Genomic DNA, 15,717 nt, shown 5'->3' with positions numbered 1-15,717 from the left:
GGGAAGGGATGGAGGGGTGCGTGACATCGTTTCATTATTTCACCCCATTAGGCCGTGCATCGGTCGCGCAGCGGATACCCCGGTACCGCGTTCGTCCCAAAAAAAACGCCCGGGCTTGGAAGCGCCGGGCGAAACTGATTGCCTTGAAGAAAACGGTGCGGGCTGGGCCTGGCCCCTCGCCCGCGAAACGCGTGGATCAGAACGCGTAGTTGATGCGCACGCGGGCAGCGAACTGGTTGTCGGTGCCGGTGCCGCCCTTGGCGAAGCTGACGGCCGGGGTGATGGTGGCGCCCTTGACGCCGAACAGCGGCAGGGAATAGGCTGCGTAGAAGGTGGTGTTCTTGGCCGAGTTGGCACCCTTGTCCATGATCATGCCCACGCCGGCCGGGCCGAAGGTGGCGTTGACGCCGAAGGACTTGTCGTCTTCCATCTTGGCGAAGTTCAGGTTCAGGCTGCTGTCCTTGTCCAGCGCGTAGCCCATGGACAGGCCGACACCGTTGGTGCTGTCGCCGCCGCCGACGACCTTGACCGACTCCACGCCGGCGCGCAGGGTGATGGGGCCCGTGGTGTAGCTCACCGCGGGACGCACGCCGCGAACCGCGTCGGTGTCCTTGCTGTAGACCAGGCCCACTTCAATGCGGGCGGGGCCGGCGTTGACGCCCAGCGCGCCGTGCGCGGTGTCGCTGCCAAAACGGCCGCGCAGCTTGTTGGCGTGGTAGCCGCCGTAGCCACTGTTTTCAACCACGACGTCCTTGCCCAGAGGGAACAGGTCCATGGCTTCGAAGCGGCCCATCTTGATGTCCATGCCGGCGTTGCCGAACTTGACCCACATGTCGTCGGTGCCGGTGTCGCCGTCTTTCTTCAGCAGCAGAGAGGCGCGGGCCTGCACGAAGGCGTCGCCGTTGGTGGCTTTGGCGCCGACATTGACCTCGACCCGGCCACCCATGGACAGGTCGCTCTCACGGGCGTTGGTGGCGGGTGCGTCGACCGCGTTGGTGTAGGTGGTGTCGAGTTCCAGGTTGGCGTCGAAACCGACGTCAGCGTGGGCGGCAGCGGCGGTGGCACAGAGGGCGGCCAGGGCAGCCAGTTTGAAAACGTGAGACATGTGTTGCTCCGGGGGTTTTATGGATGAAGGCCTTTTCCTGTCGTTGGCGCATGTGAAACAAAACGCAACAGTCGGAAAAGGTGGCCGTATTCGATCATTCGGGCAAACGGTTGCATTTGGTGTAAACCCTCGAAACCCGGTACGTAACCGTAACGTAACCAACAAATTTGTCCTGCTACCACAGGTATGGAAAGCCCGAATATTGCAAAGGTTTGCATTGAGTTAGGGAGGGGTTTTCCGGTATGGAAATACCACTGCTTGGCGGCTTGTGGTAAGCGTTTTCGAGGGGGTGATGCGCCGCTGAACGAGGGGTCTTGCCGCCTCGCCGGGGCCATGGCGCGGCTGCGGGGGCGGGCGGTCTGCCGTGGTCGGGTGGGCGCGGTCGGCGCCCGGCGCTCACCCGGGCCGCGGCGTCAGCGACAGCCCGAGGCCGTCAGCCGCAGCACGCGCTGCGCCCGCGCCGCCGCGGCTTCCGAGTGCGTCACGAGGACCAGTGCCGCGCCGCTTTCCGCGGCTTGTTGCTGCAGCACGGCCATGACCTGCGTGGCGGTGCCCGGGTCCAGGTTGCCGGTGGGTTCGTCCGCCAGCAGCAGGCTGGGGCGGTGCACCAGCGCGCGGGCGATCGCCACGCGCTGCAACTGGCCGCCCGAGAGCTGGGCCGGCAGGCGCTCACCCAGGCCGCCCAGGCCCACCGCTTCGAGCATCTGCGCCACGCGTGCCGGGTCGGGGCGCTTGAGCAGCAGCAGGGGCAGGCCCACGTTTTGCGCCACGTCCAAGTGCGGCAGCACGTGAAAGGCCTGGAACACGAAGCCCAGGTGTTCGCGCCGCCAGTGGGCGCGCTGGGTTTCGCTGAGCGTGCCGAGATCGACACCGTTGTGTGTGATCGTGCCTTCGCTCCAGTCGTCCAGCGCGGCCAGGCAGTTGAGCAGGCTGGACTTGCCCACGCCCGACTCGCCCACGATGGCAATGAATTCGCCCGGCTCCACGCGCAGGTTGACGTGGCTGAACACCGGGGTGTCGCCGTAGCGTTTGTGCAGGTTCTGCACCAGCAGGCTCGCCGGGTTCGCTGGAGGACCTTCGCCCTCCGGGCTGCGGTGCGAGCTCACTGGACTACCCTCCGTGCTGCGCACTGCGGGGCTGAGCGCCTTCGGAACGGCCGGGCGCCGCTCATGCCCCATGCCCCCAGAGCAGGAACACCACCACCAGCACCACCAGCCAGACCAGATGGCCCACCGTGCAATGGCAGCGCAGGGCCGGCGGCAGGCGGTTGATCAGGCGGCGCAGCATGGTGTGATGCGGTTCAGGCTTGGGTGGGTGGCCCCAGCAGGCCCTGCACCGATTGCAACACGCGCGCCAGGGCGTCGGGCGTATCGCAGGCGATGATCTGGCGCTCGGGCATGGAGCGCAGCCAGGTGAGCTGGCGCTTGGCGAGCTGGCGGGTGGCGAAGATGCCGCGGTCGCGCAGTTCGGCGAGGCCGGCGTCGTCCAGCGCATCACCCGCCGCGTCCAGCGCGTCCCAGGCCTGGCGGTAGCCCACGCAGCGCATGGATGGCAGCCCGGTGTGCAGGTCGCCGCGCGCGCGCAGCCGCCGCACCTCGTCCAGAAAGCCGGCGGCGAGCATGGCGTCGAAGCGCTGCGCGATGCGCGCGTGCAGCCAGGCGCGGTCCAGGGGTTCGAGCGAGAGCAGGGCGTGGGGGGCCAGCGGGCTGCTGTGCGCCGTGCCACCGGTCTGCAGCGCCGACAGGGGCTGGCCGGAGATTTCGAACACCTCGAGCGCACGCTGGATGCGCTGCGAGTCGTTGGGGAACAGGCGCGCGGCCGTCACCGGGTCCACCCGCGCCAGTTCGGCGTGCAGCGCGGGCCAGCCGAGTGCGTGGGCGCGGGCTTCGATGCGCGCGCGCACCGCGGCGTCGGCGCGGGGCATGTCGTCCAGGCCCTGCGTGAGCGCCTTGAAATACAGCATGGTGCCGCCCACCAGCAGCGGCGTGCGGCCGCGCGCGGCGATGCCGTCGATCAGCCGCGTGGCATCGGCCACGAAATCGGCCGCGCTGTAGGTCTCCAGCGGGTCGCGGATGTCGATCAGGTGGTGCGGCACCTGGGCCAGCTCGGCCGGCGTGGGCTTGGCGGTGCCGATGTCCATGCCGCGGTACACCAGCGCCGAATCGACGCTGATGATCTCCACCGGCCAGCGCTGCGCGATGGCCAGCGAAGCCGCGCTCTTACCACTGGCCGTTGGGCCGGCGATGGCGATGCAACTGACCAGCGATGGTGGTCCGCTCATGGGTTGGCACGAGAGGGTTCAGTCGAATCGGGCTGCTGTTGGCCAGCTTCCAGCACACACCGTGGAACCGGCTTTGCCGGGCCACTGGTGTGGTCCCCCCCCTGGGGGGGGAAGACGCGAAGCGGCGCAGGGGGGGCTTCCTCACCATGGCGCTGGACCAGCGTCCAAGCCGTGGTGGCCACCAGCACGCTCCAGAACCACACGCCGTTGGTCAGTGGCAGCACCGTGCCCGCACCATCCCCGGTGGCGGCCAGGCTCTTGCCCAGCCAGCCACCCATGAAAAAGGCGGCCACCATCATCAGAAAACCGCTGAGCGCCGAAGCCGCGCCGGCCGCCTGCGGAAACGGGCTCACCGCACCGCTCTGGCCGCAGGGCTGGTGCACGCCGTGGCCCAACATGAACAGGTAGAACGGCAGGATGATGGCCCACAGGCTCTGCACCCCCAGCAGGCCGATCACGCCCATGAGCGTGCCACCCGTAAGCGTGAAGAACCCGGCGATCGCCACCGTGCGGCGCACGCCGAAACGCGGCAGCAGGCGGCGGCAGGCCAATGTACCCACGATGTAACTCAGCGACATGGTGAACATCAGCAGGCCGTAGACCGTCTTGCTCAGGCCCAGCACCTTGATGAAGACGAATGAGGACGCCGCCAGAAAGGTGAACAGCCCGCCGTAGGTGGTGGTGGCCAGCAGGGCAAAGGCCCAGAAGGTGGGATGGCGTGCGATCTGCCCCCAGGTGCGCAGCAGGGTGGCGGGCTCCAGCGCACGCGGGTTTTTCTGCCGCAGGGTTTCCTCGAAGCGCCACGCCAGCAGGGCCAACGTGATGGCGCCGAACACGGCCAGCGCCATCAGGGCCACGCGCCAGCCGAACTGCTCGGACAGCAGGCCGCCCAGTGGCGCGCTGCCGCAGGCGATCACGCCCAGCCCGGTCAGCCCCTTGGACATCATCCGCGCGCCTTCGACCGGGGCGTACAGGTCGCGCACGATGGCTCGCGCACACATGACCCCCGCGCCCATGGCGATGCCCTGCACGATGCGCCAGACGATGAGCTGTTCCATCGACGGCGAAAACGTGCTGCCGATCGACGCGACCACGAAAAGGCTTGTGCCCAGCAGCAGGATGGGGCGGCGCCCGAAGCGGTCCGACAGCGGGCCCCACACCAGTTGCGACAGACCGAAAGCGAGCAGCAGCGAGGTCAGCGTGAGCTGCGCCTGCGACATCGAGGCGCCAAAGCCGTCGGTCAGCGCGGGCAAGGCGGGCAGGTACAGATCGGTGGTGATGGGCTGCAGACCCAGCAGCAGCGCAAGCACCAGCACGATCAGGCCGGGCGACATGGAGGAGGGCTTGGCGGACATCCGGTCGAGGGTAGCAGAAGCGCACCGGGCCGACGGGTCGCCGGAGCGCCACCCAGGGCACCGCCGGGCTGGCTCTGCCAGACGGCCAGTGCCGCCCCTTGGGGGGTGACGCGAAGCGGCGCGGGGGGTGTTCTATTTCAGGCCGAACAGCTCGCTCAGCGCCGCCCGGTACTGCGGCTGGCCCACCGAGTTGGTGTTGTGGTGCGAGCCGCCCTCCACCAGCACGAAGGCCTTGCGACCGGTGGCCGCTTCAAACAGGCGTCGCCCCAGCACGGGCTGGATCAGCCGGTCGGCTCCGCCGTGCACCACCAGCAGCGGCGAGCCGATGATGGGCACGCGCTTGACCGCTTCAAAGCGTTGCGTGATGAGCGGCCCCACCGGCAGCCAGCCCCACTTGAAGGTGCTGACCACGTCCGGGATCGAGGTGAAACTGCCTTCGACCAGGGTGCCCGCTTCGTTTTTCACCTGGGCCGCGAGCTCGATGGCGATGGCGCCGCCCAGCGAGTGGCCGAAGATGTAACGCGGCCGGTCCGGGTGGTGATGGCCCAGCCAGTCCCAGGCGGCGCGCGCGTCTTCGTAGGCTGTGGTTTCCGAGGGTAACCCCGGCGAGCTCTTGCCGAAGCCGCGGTAGTCGATGGCGAGCACCGAAAACCCCAGCTCCTGCATGCGGCGCGCCCGGAAGGCCGAGCCGGTCACGTTGAACCGAGCCCCGTGCAGGTAGAGCAGCACCGGGGCGTCCGGCCGGGTGCTGAAGTTGTCATGCGCCAGCCACAGGCCGTGCAGCTTCACCGGCTGGCCGGTTTCCTGCGAGGGGAAATGAATCCAGACATCGTCCATGCCCTCGGCGGCTTCGGTGCCGCGCGACCAGCTGAGGTCGGAAGGCTGGAAGATCCAGGCCCGCTGCCGCTGGTCGAGCGTGGCGCAGCCGGTGAGCAGAGCGACCGTGACCAGCAGGAGGATCAGGAAACGTTTCATCGCAAGGAATGATGCGACCCACCGCGAAAAGTTCAAGGCAGAATGAACCCGGCCGGCGGAGCTCCCGCCCCGCCAGGCTCCCACCGGACGACCCGCCCATGACCGACAGCGTGTTCACCCATCCCTTCCGCCGAGAAACCCCGGTGGCCACCGTGTTCGAGGATGGACACGCCATCGCCGCGGGGCTACAACCGCCGCCCGATGGACGGCGCGCCACCCGTCTGGCCACGGTGCTGACCGTGGTCGCTGGGCTGCTGGCCTGCGGCGAGGCGCCGCCCGCGGGCTGGTCGGGCTACGTCGAAGGCGACTATGTGCATGTGTCGTCCCCGTTGGGTGGGCGGCTCGATACGCTGGCCGTGCGGGCGGGGGACCGGGTCCGGCAGGGCGACGCCTTGTTCGCGCTCGACGCGCAGGCCGAACAGGCGGCGCAGGCCGAAGCCCAGGCGCGCCTGGCCGGCACCCTGGCCCAGGCCGCCAACACCACCAAAGGCCGGCGCAGCGACGAAGTGGCGGTGACCCGTGCCCAGCTGGCGCATGCCCGGGCGCAGGCCGGGCTGGCGCAGACCGCCTGGGCGCGCCAGCGCGATCTGGTGGCCAAGGGTTTTGTGTCGCAGGCCAGTCTGGACGCGGCCAAGGCCGCGCTCGACCAGGCGAGCGCCCGGGTCGCCGAGCTGCAGGCCGCCCTGCGCGTGGCGGCCCTGCCGGCGCGCAGCGATGAAACCAATGCCGCCCAGGCCCAGGCCGAAGCCGCACGCCAGGTGCTGCGCCAGAGCGACTGGCGGCTGGCGCAGAAGCAGCAGCCCGCACCCGCCGATGCCCTGGTGGCCGAGGTTTTTTTCAGGGTCGGCGAAACCGTGGCGCCGGGGCAGCCGGTGCTGTCGCTGCTGCCGCTGGACGGTGTGAAGGCCCGGTTCTACGTGCCCGAGACCGAGGTCGGCGCGCTCGCCACCGGCCAGTGGGTGGGCCTGCGCTGCGACGGTTGTGGCGAGCCGATTCCGGCGCGCATCATCCGCATCGCCAGCGGCCCGGAATTCACGCCGCCGGTGATCTACTCCAACGCCCAGCGCGCCCGGCTGGTGTTTCTGGTGGAAGCGGCGCCTCGCCCGACCGACGCCAACCGCTTGCACCCGGGTCAGCCGCTGGACGTGACCCGGTTGGCGCAGGAGCCCCAGTGAACGCCCTCGCCATCGACGTGCGTGGCCTGACCAAGCGCTACGGCGGTCGCGCCGTGGTGGACGACGTGACTCTGCAGGTGGGGCAGGGCCGCATCTGCGGTTTCCTCGGGCCCAACGGCAGCGGCAAGACCACCACCATCCGCATGCTCTGCGGCCTGCTGCGCCCCGACGCGGGCGAGGGCCTGTGCCTGGGGCTGGACTTCCGCCGCGAGGCCGCCGCCATCAAGCGCCAGGTGGGCTACATGACGCAGAAGTTCGGCCTCTACGACGACCTCTCGATCCGCGAAAACCTGGACTTCGTGACCCGTTTGTTCGAGCTGCCCACCCGCCGCGCGGCGGTGGACCTGGCGCTGGAGCGGCTGGGCCTGCAGGGCCGCCAGCGCCAGCTTGCCGGCACGCTCTCGGGCGGCTGGAAACAGCGCCTGGCGCTGGCCGCCTGCCTGATCCACGAACCGCGCCTGCTGCTGCTCGACGAACCCACGGCCGGCGTGGATCCCAAGGCCCGACGCGACTTCTGGGACCAGATCCACCAGCTGGCCGCGCAGGGCATCACGGTGCTGGTGTCCACCCACTACATGGACGAGGCCGCGCGCTGCCACGACCTGGTCTACATCGCCTACGGCAAGGTGCTCGCGCGTGGCAGCGAGCGCGAGATCGTCGACGCGGCGGGCCTGAGCGTCTGGGCGCTCGAAGGCGCTGCCGACCCGGCCTTGAGCGAACGCTTGCGCGGATTGCCCGGGGTGCAGAACGTCGTCGCCTTTGGCACCACGTTGCACGTGGCCGGGCGCGACGCCGCGCTGCTGGCGCAGTCGCTCGGGGCCCTGCAGGCTGAGGGCGGCTTGGTGTTGCACGAAACACGCGCCAATCTGGAAGACGTGTTCATCAGCCTGATCGACCAGGCGCAGGACAACTTCGGCCACAGCCAGGCGGGGCGCACATGAAATGGTTTTCGCCCGCGCGCACCTGGGCCGTGTTCATCAAGGAGTTCCAGCAGATGCTGCGCGATCGGCTCACCTTCGCCATGGCGGTGGGTGTGCCGGTGATGCAGCTGGTGCTGTTCGGTTACGCCATCAACACCGACCCCAAGGGCCTGCCCACGGCGGTGGTGGCGGCCGACGCCGGCCCGCTGGCGCGCAGCCTGGTGGCCTCGCTGCAGAACACCGGCTATTTCAAGCTGGTGCACCAGGGCACCAGCGAAGCCGAGGCCGATGCCCTGCTGGCGGCGGGCGAGGTGCAGTTCATGGTGGTGATCCCGCCCGACTTCTCGCGCGACGTGGTGCGCGGCGAACGCCCGGCGGTGCTGGTGTCGGTGGATGCCACCGACCCCTCGGCCTCGGGCAACGCGATTGCCGCGCTCGGTGAGATGACGAACCTGGCCCTGCGCCACGATCTCACCGGCCCGCTGCAGTCGTTGCAGAAGGGCGCGGCGCCGTTTGAACTGCGAATCCACCGGCGCTACAACCCCGAAGGCCTGTCGCGCTACAACATCGTGCCCGGTCTGATCGGCACCATCCTCACCATGACCATGGTGATGCTGACCAGCCTGGCCATGACGCGCGAACGCGAGCGCGGCACGATGGAAAACCTGCTCGCCACGCCGGTGCGGCCGCTGGAGGTGATGGTGGGCAAGATCCTGCCCTACGTGGTGATCGGCTATGTGCAGCTGTGCGTGATCCTGGGCGCGGCCTGGCTGCTGTTCGAGGTGCCGATGGTGGGCAGCTTCGCGTTGCTCATGGCGATGATCGGCGTCTTCATGGTGGCGAATCTGGCGGTGGGCTTCACGTTTTCGACCATCGCGCGCAACCAGCTGCAGGCGATGCAGATGACCTTCTTTTTCTTTCTGCCCTCGATGCTGCTCTCGGGTTTCATGTTTCCGTTCCGCGGCATGCCGGTCTGGGCGCAATGGCTGGGCGAGGGCCTGCCGCTGACGCACTTCCTGCGCATCGTGCGCGGCATCATGCTCAAGGGTAACCAGGCGCCGCAGCTCTGGGCCGATCTCTGGCCCATGCTGCTGTTTCTGGCGGTGGCCGGCGCCGTGGCGCTCAAACGCTACCGCCAGACCCTGGACTGACTCAGGCCAGCGCAATGACGCGCACCACCGATTCGCGGTGGGTGCGAAAACCCATGCGCTGGTACAGGCCCAGGGCGCCGGTGTTGGCGCTCATCACGTGCAGGAACGGGGTTTCTCCGCGTGCGAGCTGGCGCGCGATCAGTTTGAGCATCAGCCGCCGCGCCAGTCCGCGGCCCTGAAAGTCCGGGTGGGTGCAGACACCACTGACCTCGCGCAGCGTTTCGGCCTGACAACGTTCCCCGGCCATGGCCATGAGCCGCTCACCGTCGAACAGGCCGAAGTATTCGCCGAGCTCGATGGTGCGCGGGCCGAACGGCCCGGGTCGGGTGAGCTCGGCCAGGGCCAGCACCTGGTCCAGGTGCTCCGGACCGATGGGCCGTGCCTCGGGGGCTTCGTCCCGCACCGGGGTTTCGCCGGCCCAGATCATTTTGTGCATGGTGGCCTCGGCCTCCACCACCCAGCCCGCGGGCGCCGGGCCCGACCAGCCGTCGCAGTAGAAATGTTCGTCGGGGCCGCAGTGCGGCGCCAGGGCATCCAGATCGGGCTGCGCCGGGTTGGCGAAGCCGACGATGGGTGAGAAGCCCGCAGCGTATCGGCGCGCGCCGCCCGAGCCGACGGCCCAGCAGGCCTGCGGGCCGGTCAGGCTGTGCCAGAAGATGTTGTCGAGCAGGTGCACCATGGTGGTCGACTCCCCTGGGTCAGCGTCCGCGCAGGAACAACGCGTCCAACTCTTTCATGCCGACCTGGCGCCAGGTCGGGCGGCCGTGGTTGCACTGGTCGGAGCGCTCGGTGACTTCCATCTGGCGCAGGAGCGCGTTCATTTCGTCGATGGTCAGGCGGCGGTTGGCGCGCACCGCGCCGTGGCAGGCCATGGTGGCCAGCAGCTGATTGCGCGCGCGTTGCACCACGGTGGAGGCGTCGTGCTGGCTCAGCTCGGCGAGCACGCTGCGCGCGAGCTCCACCGGGTCGCCCTGGGCCAGCGTGGTGGGCACGGCGCGCACCGCGAGCGTCTTTGGCGAAAACGGCACCACTTCCAGCCCCAGCATGGCCAGCACCACGCCGCTGTCTTCGGCGGTGGCCACTTCTTCGGGCGTGGCGGCGAAGGTGGCCGGGATCAGCAGTGGCTGGCTGGCCAGTTGCTCGTTGTCCATCTGCTGCTTGAGGCGTTCGTAGACGATGCGCTCGTGCGCGGCGTGCATGTCCACCACCACCAGGCCTTGCGCGTTTTCGGCCAGGATGTAGACGCCCTGCAGCTGCGCGATGGCGCGGCCCAGCGGCCAGTCGCCTTCGGGCAGGGGGCGGGCTGTCGCGAGGGCAACGCCCGCCTCGGCCCGAACGGAAGCCGTGTTGGCCAGCGTGGCATCCGGGGAGGTCGCCCATCCCTCCGTTCGGGCCGAGGCGGTCGTTGCCCCTTCGGAAGCACCGCCCCACAAAGCCCCGAGATCGCTCACCCGCTGGCCGATGGTGTCGGGCGGTGTGTAGCGCTGGAACAGCAAGGCGTTTTGCGCCGTGCCCCAGGTGGATGGCAGGCGCTCGGGCGCGCTCCAGGCCGCACCGGGCGGCATCGTCGAAGCCGCATCGGAAGGTGTCTCGCCGGGCATGAGCGTGGTTTGCGCCGCCACAGCCGCGGCCGAACGCGGCGCGGCCAGCGCGGCCTCCACCGCGTGGCGCACGGCCTGGTGCACCTCGCGGCTGTCGCGGAAGCGCACCTCGATCTTGGTTGGGTGCACGTTCACGTCCACCCGCGTCGGGTCCAGGCTCACGCAGAGAGCGTAGACCGGCTGGCGGTGGCCGTGCAGCACGTCTTCGTAGGCGCTGCGCGCGGCGTGGCCGATCACCTTGTCGCGCACGAAACGGCCGTTCACGTAGGCGTATTGCCAGTCGCTGCGCGAGCGCGCCGCGTCGGGCACGCCGGCAAAGCCCCAGACGCGAAGGCGCTGCACGCCATCGGCCAGGGCCGTTTCGCCGGGCACGGCGTCGGCCGGCCAGTTGACCGCCACCGCCTGTTGAATGAAGTCTTCGCCCAGCACGTCGGCCAGGCGCTGGCGCAACGCGTCCAGCATGCCGCCACCGGCAAGGTCGGCCGCCACGGCGCGCCACTGCGCCACCAGCTTGCCGTCGTGCCAGATCGCAAAACCCACTTCGGGCCGCGCCAGCGCGTGGCGGCGCACCGCCTCGATGCAGTGGGCGAGCTCGGTGGCGTCGGTCTTCAGGAACTTGCGCCGCGCCGGCGTGGCAAAAAAGAGCTCGCGCACCTCTACCGTGGTACCGGGGTTGCGCGCGGTGGGTTGCAGCTCGCCGCTGCGGCCGTCGAGCAGCCAGCCGTGCGGTTCGTCGCCACTGTCCACCCGCGTGAGCACCGAGACTTCGGCGATGGAGCAGATGGCGGCCAGCGCCTCGCCGCGGAAACCCATGGTGCCCACGGATTCCAGGTCGGAGAGGCTGGCGATCTTGCTGGTGGCGTGGCGCTTGAGCGCGGTGGGCAGCTCGGTGCGGTGGATGCCCCAGCCGTTGTCTTCCACGCTGATGAGCCGCACGCCGCCGGCCTGCAGGCGCACGGTGATCTGGGTGGCGCCCGCGTCCAGCGCGTTGTCCACCAGCTCGCGCACCACCGAGGCGGGGCGTTCGACCACCTCGCCGGCCGCGATCTGGCTGACCAGTTCGTCGGGCAGTTCGAGGATTGGGCGGCGGGTGGAGGGGGGGTGGGCGGCGTTCACCGGCAAATTGTAGGCCGCGGGGATAATGCGGGTTTCCCCCTGCGCCGTTGCGCGGCTTCCCCCGAGGGGGATCACACCCGTGCCCGTCCAGAGCCCGTCGAAGGGCGGTTCCACGGTGTGGGCTGGCAGGGGCCTCTCCTTTCCGGCTCCTCGCGCCGATCCGTCCACCATCGCACTCACATTTATGGAACTTGTCACGTTCTTGATCGACTTCATCCTGCACGTGGACCAGCACCTGCAGGCCTTCGTGCAAGCCTACGGCGCCTGGGTCTACGCGCTGCTGTTTCTCATCATCTTCGTGGAGACGGGGCTGGTGGTCATGCCCTTTCTGCCGGGCGACTCGCTGCTGTTCATCGTGGGCGCGCTCTGCGGCGCGGGCCTGATCGACTACCCGCTGGCCGCCGGCCTGATGCTGGCGGCGGCCATCCTGGGCGACCAGACCAACTACAGCATCGGGCGCTACTTTGGCCCGAAGGTGTTCCAGTGGGAGAACTCGCGCTTCTTCAACAAGAATGCCTTCAACCAGGCACACGCGTTCTACGAGCGCTACGGCGGCGTGACCATCATCCTGGCGCGCTTCATGCCCTTCATCCGCACCTTCGCCCCCTTCGTGGCGGGCGTGGCCGAGATGACGCGCAGCAAGTTCACCGCCTACAACGTGGTCGGCGGCTCAATCTGGGTGATCGGCCTGACCGCCGCCGGTTACTTCTTCGGCAACCTGGCCTGGGTGCAGGCCAACCTGTCCAAGATCATCTGGGCGCTGATCTTCGTGCCGGGGCTGATCGCGATCTTTGGTGGCTGGCGTGCGGCCCGGGCTGAAAAGGCAGAGGTATAGCCCACCCGAGCCGCAGGCGGCGCAGGGGTGGGTCATTCAAATCTGCCGGGTTTTCGCCAGCGGCGGATTGGCGCCGAAATATTTGACGATGCCCTTGAGCAGGGCGTCGGCCAGATCGCTCTGGTAGCGCTCGCTGCGCAGGCGCTGCTCTTCCTGCGGGTTGCTGATGAAGGCGGTCTCCACCAGCACGCTGGGGATGTTGGGCGCCTTGAGCACCGCGAACCCGGCCTGTTCCACATGGGGCTTGTGCAACTTGCCCACCCGGCCCACCTCGCCCAGCATGGCGCTGCCCAGTTTGAGGCTGTCCTTGATCTGCGCCGTGGTGCTCATGTCGAGCAGGGCACGCTGCACCGTGGCGTCCGCGGCCTTGACGTTGATGCCGCCCACCAGGTCGGCGGCGTTTTCCTTGTTGGCCATCCAGCGCGCGGCGGCGCTGCTGGCGCCTTTGGTGCTGAGCGCAAACACGCTCGCGCCCTGGGGCTGGGGCGTCATGAAGGCGTCGGCGTGGATGCTGATGAACAGGTCGGCCTGGACCCGCTGGGCCTTTTGCACCCGCACGTGCAACGGCACGAAGAAGTCGGCGTCGCGGGTGAGGTAGGCGCGCATGGGGTTGCCGTTGACGCGGGTGGCGTTGATGCGGTCGCGCAGGCGCTGGGCGACCCGCAGCACCACGTCTTTTTCGCGCGTGCCGCCAGGGCCGATGGCGCCAGGGTCTTCGCCGCCGTGGCCGGGGTCGAGCGCCACGATGATCAGGCGCTCGGTGGCGTCGGGTTTGCTGGCCGTGGCGCGTTCGGAGGGCGCGGGCTTGGGCCGCGGACCGGTGGCCGGTGGCCGGGCCGTCACGGGGGAATCGACCGCCGCGCGTTCGTGTTGCGCGATCAGCTCGCCCAGCGGATCGGCGGCGGAGCCGTCACCGTCACCGCCCGTGGGTGGGTCGGGTTCCATTCCCAGCCCCAGCAGTTGGGCGGCGCGCGCGCTGGCCTCGTCCAGCTCTTTCATGCGCTGGCTGATGAGTTCTTCCAGGGGATCGCGGGTGACCACCGGGTACAGGTCGAGCACCAGCCGGTGCCGGTAGGCCGCCACCGGTTCCAGCTGGAACACCTGGGGTTTGATGGCCTGTTTCAGATCGACCGTCAGGCGCACGAGGTTCGCACCGCTCTGCGAGACGCGAATGCCCGCGATGTTGGGGTCGTCGGACTTGAGCTTGCCGACCAGCTCGCGCAGACCCTCCACCAGGTCGATGCCTTCGATGTCGACCGACAGGCGCGGCGGGTGGCTCACCGTGGTCTGGCGGGCCTTGAGCGCGCCGTCGGACTCGATGGTCACGCGCGTGTAGTCTTCCGCGGGCCAGATGCGAACCGCGAGCACGCTGGCGCCGCGCGCGATGTGCTGCGTGCCCAGCAGCAACACCAGCGAACCGGCCTGCAGCAGCCAGCGGCGGTTGGGGTGGTCGGGCGCGGTGCTCACTGGACGACCCTCCGTGCTGCGCACTGCGGGGCTGAGCGCCTTCGGAGCGGCCGGGCGGCGCTCATGCCTGCAGCGCGGCCAGCAGATGGCGGCCCGCGGGGGTGAAGGCGGTGAACGTGACGCGGCGTGCGTCGTCCGCGTCGTCGGCGCGGGTGTCGGGGCTCATGGGTTCTGGCTCGATGTGGATGTCGGCATCAATGCTGGGCAGTGTGTCGGCCGCGCGCTCGGGCCATTCCACGAGCTTGAGGCCGGGGCTGGCGAAAAGTTCGCGAAACCCCGCGTCTTCCCACTCGCGGGGATCGCTGAAGCGGTAGAAATCGAAGTGCCAGATGTGCAGCACCTCGCCCTCGGGCATGAACGCGCAGCTGGTGCTGCTGTGCGGTTCCACCACCGCGTAGGTCGGGCTCTTGATGCGCCCGTTCACGCCCAGGGCGCGCAGCAGGTGGCGCACGAAGGTGGTCTTGCCCGCGCCCAGGTCGCCGTGCAGGGTGAGCGTGGCGTGGGCGATGGCGGGGCACTCGGCCAGGCGCAGGGCAAAGGCCCGGGTGTCGTCTTCATGGGCCCAGTGTCCGTGCCAGCGCGGGGCGCCCGCATCCGCGCCCGTTCCTACAATGGGTGCAACATGAAGTCCGGTTTTGATGCTGCTCAACTCGTCTCACAGATACAGGCCTGGGGCCGGGAGCTCGCATTTTCCCAAATTGGGGTCGCTGGTGTCGATCTTTCTGCGGCCGAGTCCGGTTTGAAGGCCTGGCTGGCCGCCGGGTTTCACGGCGACATGGGTTACATGGCCAGCCACGGCCTCAAGCGCGCACGCCCGGCCGAGCTGGTGCCGGGCACGGTGAGCGTGGTCACTGCGCGCATGGACTACCTGCCGCGCGACACGCCCGACGACTGGCCGAGCCGGGAACTGGCCCGGCTGCAGCGACCCGGCGAAGCGGTGGTGTCGGTCTACGCGCGGGGGCGGGACTACCACAAGGTGTTGCGAAACCGTCTACAGAAACTGGCCGAGCGCATCGCCCAGGCCGTGGGGCCGCTGGGCCACCGCGTGTTCACCGACTCGGCCCCGGTGCTCGAAGCCGAACTGGCCGGCCGCAGCGGCCAGGGCTGGCGTGGCAAACACACGCTGGTGCTCAGCCGCGAAGCGGGGTCCATGTTTTTCCTGGGTGAGATCTATCTGGACATTGCCCTGCCGCCGAGCGAGCCCGTGAGCCCGCACTGCGGCAGCTGCAGCGCCTGCATCGAGGTGTGTCCGACCCAGGCCATTCTCGGCCCGCACCGGCTGGACGCGCGCCGCTGCATTTCTTACCTGACGATCGAACACGCCGGCGCCATCCCCGAAGACCTGCGCCCGCTGATGGGCAACCGCATCTACGGCTGCGACGACTGCCAGTTGGTCTGTCCGTGGAACAAGTTCGCGCAGCGCAGCCCGCTGCCCGACTTCGACGAACGCGAGGGCCTGAGTGGGGCGACGCTGATCGAGCTGTTTGCCTGGACAGAAGACGAGTTCCTGTGCCGCACCGAAGGCAGCCCGATCCGGCGCATCGGGCACGAGCGCTGGTTGCGCAACATCGCGGTGGCGATGGGCAATGCGCTGCGGGCGGACCCCGATGCCAGCACCCGGCAGGCCCTGCGCGCCGCGCTGCAATCGAAGGCCGCGGACGCCAGCGCGCTGGTGCGCGAACACGTGGCCTGGGCGCTGCGCCAGGCCAGCGGCGGCGACGCCTTCTGAGGCCGCC

General features: G+C 69.2%; 14 protein-coding genes. 5 read left to right on the top strand and 9 right to left on the bottom strand.

The annotated features are described in order from the left end of the window. Positions 1-196: 196 nt before the first annotated feature. From AC07YZ_RS04775 to AC07YZ_RS04755, 5 genes are all read right to left on the bottom strand, one after another. A complete protein-coding gene (locus tag AC07YZ_RS04775) occupies positions 197-1,105 on the bottom strand; it encodes a carbohydrate porin (RefSeq protein WP_494793905.1) in 909 nt (302 codons plus the stop codon). A 413-nt stretch (positions 1,106-1,518) separates the two neighbouring features. Beyond that, positions 1,519-2,211 (bottom strand): ABC transporter ATP-binding protein, encoded by a 693-nt coding sequence (locus AC07YZ_RS04770; RefSeq protein ID WP_226492552.1) that lies wholly within the window; start codon positions 2,209-2,211, stop codon positions 1,519-1,521. A gap of 194 nt (positions 2,212-2,405) precedes the next feature. Next, the gene (gene miaA, locus AC07YZ_RS04765) at positions 2,406-3,386 is read right to left on the bottom strand and encodes a tRNA (adenosine(37)-N6)-dimethylallyltransferase MiaA (RefSeq protein ID WP_494793904.1); all 981 of its coding nucleotides are present in this window, start codon (positions 3,384-3,386) and stop codon (positions 2,406-2,408) included. Beyond that, positions 3,383-4,741, bottom strand: coding sequence for a multidrug effflux MFS transporter (locus AC07YZ_RS04760; RefSeq protein ID WP_494793903.1), 1,359 nt, complete (start codon positions 4,739-4,741; stop codon positions 3,383-3,385). Before AC07YZ_RS04760 ends, miaA begins: the two co-directional genes overlap by 4 nt. A gap of 132 nt (positions 4,742-4,873) precedes the next feature. Beyond that, on the bottom strand, positions 4,874-5,716 hold the full coding sequence (locus AC07YZ_RS04755; protein ID WP_494793902.1) for an alpha/beta hydrolase: 843 nt from the start codon (positions 5,714-5,716) through the stop codon (positions 4,874-4,876). Between the two features lie 98 nt (positions 5,717-5,814). Here AC07YZ_RS04755 and AC07YZ_RS04750 point away from each other — a divergent pair, with 98 nt between their 5' ends. Genes AC07YZ_RS04750 through AC07YZ_RS04740 form a run of 3 tightly spaced genes read left to right on the top strand, consistent with a single transcriptional unit; the run spans position 5,815 to position 8,962 of the window. After that, complete coding sequence (locus AC07YZ_RS04750) at positions 5,815-6,891, top strand: HlyD family secretion protein (protein ID WP_494793901.1); 1,077 nt, start codon at positions 5,815-5,817, stop codon at positions 6,889-6,891. Continuing rightward, positions 6,888-7,832, top strand: a complete 945-nt coding sequence (locus tag AC07YZ_RS04745) for an ABC transporter ATP-binding protein (protein WP_494793900.1) — start codon at positions 6,888-6,890, stop codon at positions 7,830-7,832. The genes AC07YZ_RS04750 and AC07YZ_RS04745 overlap by 4 nt, the downstream gene beginning before the upstream one ends. After that, entirely contained in the window at positions 7,829-8,962 is a 1,134-nt protein-coding gene (locus AC07YZ_RS04740; protein ID WP_494793899.1) for an ABC transporter permease, read from the top strand. The genes AC07YZ_RS04745 and AC07YZ_RS04740 overlap by 4 nt, the downstream gene beginning before the upstream one ends. 1 nt (position 8,963) lies before the next feature. On the opposite strand, the gene AC07YZ_RS04735 is transcribed toward AC07YZ_RS04740, so the two are convergent. Then, positions 8,964-9,641, bottom strand: coding sequence for a GNAT family N-acetyltransferase (locus AC07YZ_RS04735; RefSeq protein WP_226492559.1), 678 nt, complete (start codon positions 9,639-9,641; stop codon positions 8,964-8,966). A 19-nt stretch (positions 9,642-9,660) separates the two neighbouring features. Then, positions 9,661-11,679 carry a DNA mismatch repair endonuclease MutL gene (mutL, locus tag AC07YZ_RS04730; protein WP_494793898.1) on the bottom strand — a complete coding sequence of 673 codons (2,019 nt, stop codon included), beginning with the start codon at positions 11,677-11,679 and terminating at the stop codon, positions 9,661-9,663. Positions 11,680-11,863: 184 nt separating this feature from the next. Here mutL and AC07YZ_RS04725 point away from each other — a divergent pair, with 184 nt between their 5' ends. Further along, positions 11,864-12,514: a DedA family protein gene (locus AC07YZ_RS04725; protein WP_226492561.1), complete on the top strand. Its 651-nt coding sequence runs from the start codon at positions 11,864-11,866 to the stop codon at positions 12,512-12,514. 36 nt (positions 12,515-12,550) lie between these two features. On the opposite strand, the gene AC07YZ_RS04720 is transcribed toward AC07YZ_RS04725, so the two are convergent. Together AC07YZ_RS04720 and tsaE are read right to left on the bottom strand one after the other, a co-directional pair. Next, positions 12,551-13,981 carry an N-acetylmuramoyl-L-alanine amidase gene (locus tag AC07YZ_RS04720; protein ID WP_494793897.1) on the bottom strand — a complete coding sequence of 477 codons (1,431 nt, stop codon included), beginning with the start codon at positions 13,979-13,981 and terminating at the stop codon, positions 12,551-12,553. Between the two features lie 61 nt (positions 13,982-14,042). Next, a complete protein-coding gene (gene tsaE, locus AC07YZ_RS04715) occupies positions 14,043-14,621 on the bottom strand; it encodes a tRNA (adenosine(37)-N6)-threonylcarbamoyltransferase complex ATPase subunit type 1 TsaE (RefSeq protein WP_494794035.1) in 579 nt (192 codons plus the stop codon). On the opposite strand from tsaE, the gene queG reads away from it, so the two are divergent. Further along, the gene (gene queG / locus AC07YZ_RS04710) at positions 14,604-15,710 is read left to right on the top strand and encodes a tRNA epoxyqueuosine(34) reductase QueG (RefSeq protein ID WP_494793896.1); all 1,107 of its coding nucleotides are present in this window, start codon (positions 14,604-14,606) and stop codon (positions 15,708-15,710) included. The genes tsaE and queG overlap by 18 nt on opposite strands. Positions 15,711-15,717 lie beyond the last annotated feature (7 nt).

It is taken from the genome of Hydrogenophaga sp. GW101-3F08 (genome assembly GCF_059424585.1).
The sequence above is the reverse complement of the archived record's forward strand: the minus strand, read 5'-3'. Positions and strand labels throughout refer to the sequence as shown.